At 42.3% G+C, this 12577-nt stretch carries 8 protein-coding genes; 3 read left to right on the top strand and 5 right to left on the bottom strand.

The window, feature by feature from the left end:
- Positions 1-140: 140 nt before the first annotated feature.
- The 3 genes from ACFQZJ_RS19475 to ACFQZJ_RS19465 all read right to left on the bottom strand — a co-directional run bounded on the left by ACFQZJ_RS19475 (position 141) and on the right by ACFQZJ_RS19465 (position 4607).
- On the bottom strand, positions 141-2006 hold the full coding sequence (locus tag ACFQZJ_RS19475) for a M1 family metallopeptidase (RefSeq protein ID WP_379936646.1): 1866 nt from the start codon (positions 2004-2006) through the stop codon (positions 141-143).
- A 10-nt stretch (positions 2007-2016) separates the two neighbouring features.
- The gene (locus ACFQZJ_RS19470; protein WP_379936645.1) at positions 2017-3648 is read right to left on the bottom strand and encodes a S8 family peptidase; all 1632 of its coding nucleotides are present in this window, start codon (positions 3646-3648) and stop codon (positions 2017-2019) included.
- A gap of 98 nt (positions 3649-3746) precedes the next feature.
- The gene (locus ACFQZJ_RS19465; RefSeq protein ID WP_379936644.1) at positions 3747-4607 is read right to left on the bottom strand and encodes an MBL fold metallo-hydrolase; all 861 of its coding nucleotides are present in this window, start codon (positions 4605-4607) and stop codon (positions 3747-3749) included.
- Positions 4608-4928: 321 nt separating this feature from the next.
- Here ACFQZJ_RS19465 and ACFQZJ_RS19460 point away from each other — a divergent pair, with 321 nt between their 5' ends.
- Both ACFQZJ_RS19460 and ACFQZJ_RS19455 read left to right on the top strand, forming a co-directional pair.
- Positions 4929-6788, top strand: coding sequence for a cation:proton antiporter (locus tag ACFQZJ_RS19460; RefSeq protein WP_379936643.1), 1860 nt, complete (start codon positions 4929-4931; stop codon positions 6786-6788).
- 288 nt (positions 6789-7076) lie between these two features.
- A complete protein-coding gene (locus ACFQZJ_RS19455; protein WP_379936642.1) occupies positions 7077-7310 on the top strand; it encodes a hypothetical protein in 234 nt (77 codons plus the stop codon).
- Between the two features lie 128 nt (positions 7311-7438).
- On the opposite strand, the gene ACFQZJ_RS19450 is transcribed toward ACFQZJ_RS19455, so the two are convergent.
- Both ACFQZJ_RS19450 and lepA read right to left on the bottom strand, forming a co-directional pair.
- Positions 7439-7672, bottom strand: coding sequence for a GTP-binding protein LepA (locus ACFQZJ_RS19450; RefSeq protein WP_379936641.1), 234 nt, complete (start codon positions 7670-7672; stop codon positions 7439-7441).
- Positions 7673-8131: 459 nt separating this feature from the next.
- Entirely contained in the window at positions 8132-9928 is a 1797-nt protein-coding gene (gene lepA, locus ACFQZJ_RS19445; protein ID WP_379936640.1) for a translation elongation factor 4, read from the bottom strand.
- A gap of 242 nt (positions 9929-10170) precedes the next feature.
- On the opposite strand from lepA, the gene ACFQZJ_RS19440 reads away from it, so the two are divergent.
- Positions 10171-12552: a TonB-dependent receptor domain-containing protein gene (locus tag ACFQZJ_RS19440; RefSeq protein WP_379936639.1), complete on the top strand. Its 2382-nt coding sequence runs from the start codon at positions 10171-10173 to the stop codon at positions 12550-12552.
- Positions 12553-12577: the final 25 nt, after the last annotated feature.

Raw genomic sequence — 12577 nt, 5'->3', positions numbered from 1 at the left:
CAGTTCAAGTTTTACACCTCCTACAACAAAAAAATGCCTAACAATGACCTAAGCACTAAGTAATTAGGTCATTGTTAGGCGAAGCACTTCTCTTTTGTTACGAATAAATTAACCGTGCTTTAAAAACCAACCGCTCAAACCTATTCCCCTGCTTGCCAAAGGTTATTCTCCGCATTAACATCCGCCATTAATTGTGATGGGTCTATCATAACGGCCTTGATGCTTGCAATGGGCTTGGAGATGTTAAACCGGTAGGTAGGGTTGGTCCAAGGCCAATCTTCCAATACCGTGCGCGTAATGGCCGGGTACGGGTTGTCTTTTTCGCCTCGCATCATGCGTAAGGGCGCATAAAAAGTTTCGCGGGTATCATCTTCGTATACGACCAGAATATCTATAGGCATGGGCATTAAACCAATGCGCTCCAAGGTGATGCTGGTTTGGGAACCATCGGCCGTCACTTCTTTTATTCCGTAGTCTATGGTATTGGTGGTCTGTGTCCAGTCCGTCAAGTACCAATCCAGCTCTATGCCCGATACTTTTTCCGCGCTTCGCTTGATATCATTGGGAACAGGGTGTTTAAATTTAAAATCGGCATAGTACTTCTTTAGGGTCTCCATTAGTTTGTCCTGACCGATTACGTAGCCCAGCTGCGCTAAAAAGATGGCTCCTTTACTATAGGCCGAAGCTCCATAGGCCGCGTTGTATTCATAGCGGTCGGCATGAGTGCTCTGTGGATGTTCCTTGCCCGATGCTGCCAAGTTAAAGTAGCTCCTGTACGACCCCTCAAAAGGGTTGGCCTTGTTCTGCTCCATGATTTCGTTCATACAGAGACTGGAGATAAAAGAGGTAAAGCCTTCGTCCATCCATTCGTGTTTGGACTCGTTGGTGGCCAATACAAACTGAAACCAGGAATGTGCCAGTTCGTGAACCGTTACGCCTACCAAGCTTCCAAATTTTCGCTCACCGGTAATCAAAGTACTCATTCCATACTCCATACCACCATCACCGCCTTGAATAACCGAATACTGTTCATAAGGGTATTCTCCAATGGCCGCGTTTAAGAACCGCATGGCATCTGCTGTTTTTGGCTGAAGATTTTTCCAGTTTTCCTTGATTTCAGGATTGTCCTTATACAAAAAGTGCAGGGTAGGACCGTTCTCCATTTGCAAGGTATCATGTACGTAATCCGGATCGGCCGCCCACATAAAATCATGCACCTTCGGGGCCTTAAAATGCCATGTTAAAGTCTTCCCTTTTTGCTTTTTTACTTTGGTGCCTTCGGCCTCATAGCCGTGTCCAATCTCTTGTGGATTCTGCAAATAGCCCGTACCACCTACGGTGTAGTCCTTGTCAATGGTAAGCTTTACATCAAAATCTCCCCACACGCCATGAAATTCACGGGCAATATATGGATGGGCGTGCCAGCCTTCAAAATCGTATTCGGCCAATTTTGGGTACCACTGTGCCATGGAAAGGGCAACGCCTTCCTTGTTATTGCGACCAGACCTTCTTATTTGAAGGGGTACTTGCCCTTTAAAACGCATATCCAAGGTTGTTTTTGCACCTGGGGCTATGGGGCTTGCCAAATTGACAACGAGTACAGTACCTTCTTCATTAAATGTAACGGCTTGCCCATCTTGGGTTAAACTCTCCGCGTGCAGGTAACCTATTTCACTTTCGGACAGTAGGGAAATACGACTTTTTTTGTCCGGCGTCATCATTCTGCTATCCGGATCTGCGATGCTCTGTAACCTCATATCCATCTCACTTCCGGGCTGGAAGGCATTAAAGTACAGGTGGTAGAAGACCCTATCCAATGTTTCGGGAGAATTATTGGTGTAGACCAGTTTTTGGGTTCCCGTGTATTGGAAGGTTTCTACATCCATAGCTACCTCCATGGTATAGTCTACACGTTGTTGCCAATAGGCATTGGTGTTTTGTGCCAAGGCAGATAGCACAAATCCCTGAACAAGAAGTACCGTTGTTAGTAATCGCATTGTTTTCATATTTTTAAAATTATAGTTGAAGCGTACCGCTTGCGACTTTGGAGGCCATTATAAGCGCGTTATAGGCATTTGCAATTTTACCGGATACGGAAATTTCTTGTAGTGTAGCCGTTTTGGTATTATCACCGCCCAAGACCACTTTTGCCTTTATGGGCAAACCAGATTGCAGAATAATCTTTTTTACCTGTGCGGCGGTCAAGTTTGGGTATTGGGAAAATAATAAAGCAGCAACACCTGCAACCGCTGGAGCTGCCATAGAGGTGCCTGGCGAATACTCATATTCGTTATTTGGGTATGCGGAGTAGATATCCGTACCGGGAGCAAAAATATCCACGTTTATTTTACCGTAGTTGGAGTAGGAGGCCAAAAGTTCCGAGCCATATTTTGGGTCTAAGGCTCCAACAGTTATTACATTGTCCGAAAATTCCTGACCATTGTTTACTTGGTCGTTCGGGAAGTTGGGGTTTGCCGGGTCATCCAAATCTGCACCATCGTTGCCTGCAGCATGCACAAAAAGCACATCCTTTTCTGCGGCGTATTTTAAGGCATCGTACACCCACTGGGCATTAGGGGAGAACGATTTTCCGAAACTTGCATTGATTACCTTAGCACCGTTGTCCACGGCATAGCGTATTCCCTTGGCGATGTCCTTGTCGTACTCATCGCCATTTGGCACGGCACGTATGCTCATTAGGGCCACATTATTGGCCACACCGTTGGCTCCTATACCGTTGTTGCGTTCGGCAGCAATGATTCCCGCTACATGGGTTCCATGGCTTTCGTCGTCTACACGGTTATTAGGGTTGCCGTTACCGTAGTCGTTATCGTTCCAATCATAGGGGTCGTCACCAACAATTTCCCTACCGTTAAAATCCTTGTTGAGGTTGTAGTTAAGTTGGTCCGTGAAATATTTTATTCCATCGCCAAGCTCCTCAATTACTTCGGGAATGGTTTCTTTAATTCCGAACATTTGAGCAAGGATGGCCTTATTCCTTAACATCCCTTCGTTCGTTGTTTTTATGGCCGCAACTTCCTGTTTGGTATAGCTGTCCTTTCCCAATTCTTTTTTTACGGCTGCGTCCGCATTTTTTACCGCTTGCAGAATTTGTTCGTACTGTTGTTTGTTTTGTACAGCTTTTGGATACTCTTTGTCCAGCTTTGCCTTTGCCTTTGCCAGTGTGGCCTCATCGCCAATGTTCAGGCGTAGCATTCGGGTATACTCCAGTTGTTCGTTATAGGACTCGCCTAAAAAATTATATCCGTGTATGTCATCTATGTACCCGTTACCGTCATCGTCCTTGTTGTTGCCCGGCTTTTCACCTTTGTTGGTCCAAAGCACATCGTTCAAGTCTTCATGGCTAAGGTCCATACCGGAATCCAAGACGGCAACTATAACTTTTTTTCCTTTTTTATTTTTGATGATGTCTTCGTAAGCTTTGTCTACACTCATACCGGGAATAGTGTCCGAAACTAGGTCCAAATGCCCCCAGTTCTGTTTTTCGGCGGTGGTAAGATCAGATATTTTTAAGGGAGTTGTGTCTATATTTTCAACGGGGGTAAGAACCAATCCTCCTGTACTGCCGCAACCTACAAGGGCAAATAACGAAAGGAGAAAAACGGACTTTGAAATAGTACTGGTCATATTTATAAGTGTTAGTGTTAATGCAATGTCTTTTTAGTTTATGTGCACGTTATGATTTTAACAAGGATGTTTTTTTGATCTATAAACGAACAAAGATATTAATTAAAGAGTTCATTAAAAGTGTAAATAGTATCTAAACGAACCCCTTTTTCCGTATGCTTTACGGTACATAGTTGATTATGGGCATCATGTTCAAAAAACAGGTAGATCTCGTTTTCCGCGGCATAGTTCAAAAAAACCTCTTTCTCCTTAAGCGTGATCAAGGGGCGGGTGTCGTATCCGATGACATAAACCAGGGGAATATGACCTACGGTAGGTATCAGGTCGGCAACAAAAACAATGGTCTTGCCTTTGTAGGTAATTTGAGGCAGCATTTGCTTGTCCGTATGGCCATCTACAAAATGGATTCCAAACCCAAGAGCCGATTTTTCGCAAAACGGAAGTTGGTTCAGTGGCAAAAAATGGAGCTGACCACTTTCTTGCATAGGTAAGAGGTTCTCTTTTAAAAAGGAAGCTTTTTCCCTTGCATTGGGTTCCGTAGCCCATTTCCAATGGTCTCTGTTGGTCCAGAATTTCGCATTTTTAAAAGCGGGCTCGTACCCGGTTCTGTCTTTGTTCCATTGTATACAACCGCCACAATGATCAAAATGCAAATGGGTCATAAAAACATCGGTAATATCGTCTTTATGAAAACCGTGTGCGGCCAAGGAGGTGTCCAAATTATATTCGCCCCAGAGGTTATAATACCCAAAAAATTTATCGGATTGTTTATTTCCCAATCCTGTATCTATAAGGGTAAGTTTGTCACCGTCCTCTATTAAAATACTCCGCGCGGCAATATCTATAAGGTTATTGGCATCTGCCGGATTTGTTCGTTGCCATATTGTCTTGGGAACCACGCCGAACATTGCGCCTCCGTCCAACTTAAAATTACCGGTTTCTATGGGGTAAATAGTCATAGGGGGCAAAATAACAAAACCTGATGAAACCCTAATAGTATTAAGAATAGTTTATCATTTAGGACTAGGATAAAAAAGCCTATTTTTAGCGTTTTTGTTTAATAGGTCGTCATTATGTTTTCAGCATTTAGGAGGATTAAAAAAGGCGTTCCAGCTTTTTTCTTTCTTTTTGTTTTTGGGACAACAGTAGGGAAAATCTGTGTTTAGGTTTCAAACCTACCTTGCCCTAAGGGTGATGGTACTGAAAAACTTGTTGCTTTTTGGTCGGAATTTCGATTATTCTAGCTTCTTAAATTATTATTTTTACCCAAAACGTATATTATGTTAGAACTTGCTGGAATCATCATCTTAGGTATTGTAGCGCAATGGGTGGCTTGGCGTCTAAAGTTACCTGCGATTTTACCTTTGATCCTGATCGGATTAATTGTTGGGCCTTTAGCGACATTATATACAGAAGACGGAGGAAAACTTATAGAGCCTATTTGGACCGGGGAAAAAGGACTTTTTCCTGGAGATGGATTGTATTATTTTGTGTCTTTGGCAATTGCCGTAATTCTTTTTGAGGGGGGACTTACCTTAAAGCGGTCCGAAATAAAGAATGTAGGCCCTGTAATTACAAAGTTGATAACCTTGGGCTCTTTGGTCACTTTTTTGGCTGCGGGCTTGGCCGCGCATTTTGTATTTGAGCTGAGTTGGCAGATTTCCTTTTTGTTTTCCGCTTTGATTATCGTGACCGGTCCCACGGTAATTACACCTATTCTTAGAAACATTCCATTAAAAAAAGACGTCTCTACGATCTTAAAATGGGAAGGTATTTTAATAGACCCGATCGGCGCTTTAGCGGCAGTATTGGTGTTTGAGTTTATTAGTGTTGGTGGAGGCGAAGGGTATACCTTGACGGCTTTGATCGAGTTTGGAAAAATATTGCTCTTTGGGTTCACTTTTGGCTTTACATTTGCCCATGGCTTGGCTTTTGCCATTAAAAAGAACTTTATACCGCACTATCTTTTAAACGTTGTTTCATTATCGGTAGTGTTATTGGTCTTTGTAGAGTCGGAAATATTTGCGCACGAGTCTGGATTATTGGCCGTTGTGGTCATGGGAATGGTTATGGGAAATATGGACCTTCCCAATAGAAAGGAACTTTTATATTTTAAGGAATCGCTTAGTGTCTTGCTCATATCCATATTGTTTATCCTATTGTCCGCCAACATCAATATATCCGACCTTGAACTTTTACTAACTTGGCAAACCATAGTCCTTTTTGCCATCATCGTTTTTGTTATTAGGCCTCTTGGGGTCTTCTTAAGTTCGGCCGGTTCCAATTTATTATTAAAGGAAAAACTCTTTATAAGTTGGGTAGGGCCAAGAGGTATCGTTGCGGCCGGTATCGCATCGCTATTTGGATCTAAATTAATTGCCAGGGGGGTTCCTGGGGCAGAGTATATTACTCCGCTCGTATTTATGATCGTTTTGGGAACGGTATTGCTCAATGCCACTACGGCGCGATTATTTGCCAAACTGGTAAAGGTCTTTTTGAACAAATCGGAAGGCATCTTGGTCATTGGTGCTTCCTCGGTTTCTAGGCTTATTGCCAACTATTTACAGAGCAATAACCGGCACGTAGTTCTTATAGACAATAACGAGACCAATGTAAAAAAGGCAAGCAAGCTGGGTCTGGAGGCTTTTTCCGCCAATATATATGCCGATTCGCTTAGCGATTATATAGAACTGAGCGATGTTGGCTATTTAATGGCCTTGACCGGGAATTCGGACATTAACAAGTATGCCATAGACAAGTTTCAGAAGGATTATGGTGAAAATGGATCTTTTAGATTGGTCGACGCCGATGAAATGAACGACCCGGAAAACAATCCGAAAGAAGGGCTCTTTTCACACACAGACGATTTTATAAAACTCTCGGAAGCAGCAAGAAAAAACCCTGCAATTCATGAAATTGCTTTAAAGGACACCGAACATTATAAAGGTCTAATAGAGATTACCAAGGCGGATCCCGACATTGTGCCCCTCTTTTTGAAAAGCCCTAGTGGCGATCTAAAGATTATTTCCGCTTTCAGTAAAGAATTTTCTGATATAAAAGAGGGCTATAAATTGTCGTATTTGGGAAAAATGTTTCCGGACGAAACCAAAAAAGGCACGGCCAAGAAGCTGCAATCCTAGCCAAATAGGTCTCTTTACTTGGCGTATAGTGTTGTTTTAAGTAGTTCTAAACAAAATAAAATGGAGGGGTAAATACACGTGGACAGGCCTTTCCCTTATTATAATGAGCAAACCATGAGTTCGCGGGTAAGCAGGAGGGTTTTAATCACTTAGACCCAACACACCGTTCTTCGCAACGTATTTTCCTACATTCACAACAAATCTTAGGGTAACATGGTTAACCGCCTTAGCTTAGTCTTCTTAATTATTAAATAGACCGATCAAATGAAAAAATTAGTATTTAGTATAATGGCAATTGTATGTCTTGGATTTATTGGGTGTTCCGATGATGATGATGAGAACAAATGTGCCTCATGTAATTTATTAGGAGTCGCTATTGAAGCTTGCGATAACGGAGATGGAACTGTTACAGTTTCTGGAGGTGGAGAATCAGAAGTGATATCAGGAGAGCAGTTAGAAGGGCAGTCTGCAGCAGAATATGTGGAGGCACTGGAACAAGGTTGTGGATTACTATCGAATTAAAAAGGCCGTAAATAGGCTTTTTGAAATACTAAAACCGGAAATCTATCTATTGGAGATGGAGTTCCGGTTTTGTTGTTTTTTAGACCTGCCGATTTTTAATTTTGAGAAAAACTAATTATTGGCCTGTATTAACCATTAAATACTTCTGTTTTTAATACAGTAATTGATATGTCATCCGTTGAAATCTCATAGTTTGCGCCAGCAACCATTCGAAAAAAGTGTATAGACGATTCCCTAATGATTTTTGGACCCAATAAGTCGGTGTCTATATCACCGCTTTCTTGTTGCCAAGTAAAAATAGTGTTTTGCGCTACCTGAATTATTCGGTGTTTGGCCGTAAATTGTGCAATATAGGTGGTCATCTGTATAAGGGGAATTAAGAGACAAATATCCAATTAATCGTTCAATTTTAAAAATGCAACAGGTTAAAAAATGAAGAAAGCTCTTTCGATTAATGTAGGTTTATTCCTTTTTTGATTCAAAATCTACGGTTTATTTTCGCATAAATTCCCTTATGGGTTTCCCGGAGGCATATTTTGATATAACAGGATACTTTTAGTAAACAATAAGTCCCCATGGTTTTTATCGAAAAAGCTTTTCTCCAGCGCATTCGAACGTAAAGATCGTAACCCGAATCTGCTTATGATTTCCGACTATAACCTTAAATGGTTATCCCTTTTCGGCAAGGTATAAAAGAATTGAACGACCAACTTATGGTAGTTTTTCTGAAAGACAACCATTAGAACAGCCATGGCGGGACGAGTGTTACGCTGGCGCTAACCCTGGCTTTAGAAAGTGGCTGGAGCAAATGTAAATACTATTTAATCGTTCAACTTCAACACCGCCATAAAGGCTTCCTGCGGTACTTCTACGTTCCCCACTTGGCGCATACGTTTTTTACCTTTCTTTTGCTTTTCCAACAGTTTACGCTTACGGGAAATATCACCACCGTAACACTTGGCGGTTACATCTTTACGTAGGGCTTTAGTGGTTTCCCTGGATATAATTTTTGCCCCGATAGCGGCTTGGATCGGAATATCGAACTGTTGCCTTGGTATGAGCTCCTTTAGTTTTTCGCACATCTTCTTCCCAATGTGTACGGCATTGTCCGCATGTATCAAAGCGGAAAGGGCATCTACGGGTTGTCCGTTCAGCAGAATATCTACACGAACCAGTTTAGAGGTGCGCATGCCTATTGGGGTATAATCAAAGGAAGCATATCCTTTGGAGACGGTTTTTAAACGATCGTAAAAGTCAAAAACAATTTCGGCCAGGGGCATATCAAAATTCAACTCTACACGCTCGGTGGTCAAATAGGTCTGGTTGGTAATCTGCCCTCTTTTTTCGATACAGAGCGACATTACGTTGCCCACAAAATCGGATTTTGTGATAATGGTGGCCTTTATATACGGCTCTTCAACACGGTCTATGCTGGACGGGTCCGGTAAATCCGTTGGGTTGTTTACGATCAAAGGGGTATCGGGATTTTTACGGGTAAACGCATGATAGGAAACATTGGGCACGGTAGTAATTACCGTCATATTGAACTCCCGCTCCAATCGTTCCTGAATAATCTCCATGTGTAGCATTCCCAAAAATCCACAACGGAAACCAAAGCCCAGTGCCGCGCTACTTTCGGGGGCAAAGACCAAGGAGGCATCGTTTAGTTGTAGCTTTTCCATAGAGTTTCGCAGTTCTTCGAACTCTTCGGTGTCTACCGGATAAATTCCGGCAAAAACCATCGGTTTTACATCTTCAAAACCGCCAATCGGGTTTTTTGTGGGGTTGGCAGCATCCGTAATGGTATCGCCAACCTTCACTTCCCGTGCATCCTTTATCCCAGTTATTAAATAACCCACATCTCCTGCCTTAACACTTTGTTTTATTTGTTGTGTCAATTTTAAAGTTCCCACTTCATCGGCAAAATAATCTTTATCCGTTGCTACGAATTTAATTTTTTGTCCTTTTTTGATTTCTCCGTTAATCACCCTAAAATACGTCTCTACACCACGAAAAGGGTTGTAGACCGAATCAAAGACCAAGGCCTGCAAGGATTCATCGATGTTTCCCGAAGGTGCAGGGATGCGCTCAATTATAGCGGCCAATATTTCTTCTATTCCAATACCTGTCTTTGCACTGGCCGGAATCACTTCCTCGGCTTTACAACCTAAAAGATCTACGATATCGTCCGTTACCTCTTCTGGATTGGCGCTTGGCAGATCTACCTTATTGAGTACCGGGATGATTTCCAAGTCGTTTTCCAGCGCCAGATATAAATTTGAAATTGTTTGTGCCTGTATACTTTGAGCCGCATCAACCACCAAAAGAGCGCCTTCACAAGCAGCTATAGAACGGGATACTTCATAGGAGAAATCAACATGTCCCGGGGTGTCTATAAGGTTAAGAATATAGTCCTCTCCTTTATAGGTATACTCCATTTGAATGGCATGGCTTTTTATGGTAATGCCGCGTTCCCGCTCCAAATCCATACTGTCCAATAACTGGGCCTTACTGTCGCGATCGGAAACAGACCCCGTAAATTCCAACAAGCGATCGGCCAAGGTGCTCTTACCATGGTCTATATGGGCAATAATGCAAAAGTTTCTTATGTTTTTCATAGCAATAGATACTAAAATATATACGCTTTAACGGCACGGTATATCGTTGTGCTGTAAAAGCAATTGCAAATATACTCTAATTTACGGCGTAATTTTGAGCTAGTATACCGAAAATAAGGTGTTGTTGAGCGAATAGGAGCGTAGGAAGGGATTACACATTTTATACAGAAAAGCCATAATATTTTGTTAGATTTGATAACCAACCCAGATGTAAAGTGAAATCCTTGCCCTTTCTTTTATTTATGATCTTTTTTTATGGTCAGGCGGTAATAGGACAATCCTATGGACTCAAGGGAAAGGTACGAGACCAAAAAAACGAGGCTATTCCCTTTGCTTCTGTCTTTTTGTTACGTTCTTCGGATTCTGTTATGGTCAAAGGTACATCGGCAGATGAATTTGGAAGCTTTGAACTAAGCAATATCTCTAAAGGTCTTTATCTACTGCAGGCGAGTTACATAGGTTGGACTTCCAAAAATATGTTATTGGATATTTCCGAGGATATTACCATTGGCGCCGTAATCATAGCACAAGAGTCCGAAGCCTTGGACGAGGTAGTAGTGACCGCAACTAGGCCAAAAGTAGAGCGCAAAGTAGATCGTTTGGTGTTTAATGTGGAAAATACCGTGCTGTCACAAAGCAGTTCTTGGGACATTTTAAAACAAACCCCAGGGGTCATTGCCATGCAGGACGAACTGCAAATTAGGAACCAAGCTGCCACGGTATATATCAATGACCGCAAGGTGCAATTATCGGCAGAGGAAGTACGAAATCTCTTGGAAAACTATCAAGGGGAAAACATAAAATCCGTTGAGGTCATCAGCAACCCTCCTGCAAAATATGATGCCGAGGGCGGCGCGGTGCTCAACATCATCACCAGCAAGAATATTTCTCTAGGCTACAAGGGCAACTTGAATACCTCCTATACGCAAGGAATATTTTCCAAGTACATTTTTGGCACCTCACACTTTTATAAGACCAAGAAACTAAACCTGAACCTTAGCTACTCCTTTGCCCCAAGAAAGGATTTCAGCAATTTACAGGGCGAGACCAATTTTATAAACGATACCGGCGTTTTTTCTAGGTGGGCAACAGATTTTGATACCACCGAAAAGTTTAGAAGTCATGTGGCAGGTTTTGTGGCGGACTACCAGTTCAATGATCGAAACGAGCTCAATTTTACGGCAAACGCACAACTATCCCCATACCGTAAATATGATAACCGGCAGACTACCGTAATGCGCAATAGGCTAAACGCCATCGATTCTACCTTTACGACGGCCAGCCCCGAGGATGAGGAAAAGAACAACCTATCCGGAGATATTACTTATAAGCACAGGTTCAAGGAAAACGGCTCCCTATCCGTAAACGCCCATTATACGGCATTTGACCTCTCTAGAACACAGAACGTTAATTCAGAGTATTTTAATGCCGATGGATCTTTTATCAGGGATTTTAGTTTTGTAACCGATGCCGACCAAGATATAGAAATAGCCACGGCGCAGGCAGATTATGCCGGAACCTTAGGAACAACGACCATAGATGCCGGTCTAAAAAGCTCTTTTATCCGATCTAAAAGCACCTTGGATTATTTTTCTGCGAGCAACGGTCTGGTACTGGATCCGGCGCTGAGCGATAGTTTTTTATATGACGAAAATGTATATGCCGCGTATACCAGCCTATCGCACGACTGGGAAAAATGGAGCATAAAGGCTGGGCTTAGGGCAGAACACACACAAAGCACGGGAACTTCCGCAGCCCTGTCTACCAGTAACCGTTTGGAGTATTTTGAGCTGTTCCCCAGTTTTTATCTGTTGCACAACAGAAACGAGAACCATAGCTTTTCCTTTGATTATTCCAGAAAACTAAGACGACCACGGTACCAAGACCTCAACCCGTTCCGGACGTTTATCAACGAGAATAGTTTTATAGAAGGCAACCCTAACCTGCTCCCCAATTTCAGCCATAATTTTAACTTAAATTACACCTTGAACCAAGAGTTCTTTTTTGATTTTTATTATAGGGACAATGGTAATTTTATCTCTACACTTTCGTTTCAGGACAATGAAAACCAAATTTTAAGGGACATTTCCCAAAATGTTTTGGAAAGCACCTCGTACGGCTTCGATTTTAATTACGGAAAATCCATTACCGATAACTGGTACCTGTATAGCTATATTTCCATTTTTCATGAAGACGAGACCTTTTTGGCGCTGGAGAGCGGTACTATTCCAGTTAAGAACGAAATTGATGGTTTTTATGCGGACATCACCAATTACCTTACGCTTTCCAAAGATGGCACTTTTCAAGGGGAGCTAGGTATTACTTACTTATCGGGTTTTTTGACCGGGTCTTATCTTATGGGTGAAACCACCAACCTTACCTTTGGGGTACGGAAGTCTTTTTGGAACAGAAGGGCTTTGGTAAGTCTTGCCGTTAACGACGCTCTGGGGAAAGCCAATGCACGGGTCGTATCCAAGTATTTGAATCAGGACAACGGCTATTTGCTGGTGCCGGAAACACAGTATGTGCGTCTTGGTTTTACTTATAATTTTGGAAACTTTAGGCTGGAAGATAATGACCGGGAAATAGACAAGAACGAACGGGACCGCCTTAGTTCCGAGTAAGGGGCTTTTGGAAATTTCTAACAAT

This window comes from Maribacter chungangensis, assembly GCF_042676845.1.
GTDB lineage: Bacteria > Bacteroidota > Bacteroidia > Flavobacteriales > Flavobacteriaceae > Maribacter > Maribacter chungangensis.
Note: the sequence above shows the minus strand (reverse complement) of the source record. Positions and strands in the feature narration are given on the sequence as shown.

Excerpts from the sequence above, each read along its gene's own strand:
- ACFQZJ_RS19470 (WP_379936645.1), bottom strand. The coding sequence starts at position 3,648 with ATGACCAGTACTATTTCAAAGTCCGTTTTTCTCCTTTCGTTATTTGCC.
- ACFQZJ_RS19475 (WP_379936646.1), bottom strand. The coding sequence starts at position 2,006 with ATGAAAACAATGCGATTACTAACAACGGTACTTCTTGTTCAGGGATTT.
- ACFQZJ_RS19465 (WP_379936644.1), bottom strand. The coding sequence starts at position 4,607 with ATGACTATTTACCCCATAGAAACCGGTAATTTTAAGTTGGACGGAGGC.
- ACFQZJ_RS19460 (WP_379936643.1), top strand. The coding sequence starts at position 4,929 with ATGTTAGAACTTGCTGGAATCATCATCTTAGGTATTGTAGCGCAATGG.
- ACFQZJ_RS19455 (WP_379936642.1), top strand. The coding sequence starts at position 7,077 with ATGGCAATTGTATGTCTTGGATTTATTGGGTGTTCCGATGATGATGAT.
- lepA (WP_379936640.1), bottom strand. The coding sequence starts at position 9,928 with ATGAAAAACATAAGAAACTTTTGCATTATTGCCCATATAGACCATGGT.
- ACFQZJ_RS19440 (WP_379936639.1), top strand. The coding sequence starts at position 10,171 with ATGATCTTTTTTTATGGTCAGGCGGTAATAGGACAATCCTATGGACTC.
- ACFQZJ_RS19450 (WP_379936641.1), bottom strand. The coding sequence starts at position 7,672 with ATGACCACCTATATTGCACAATTTACGGCCAAACACCGAATAATTCAG.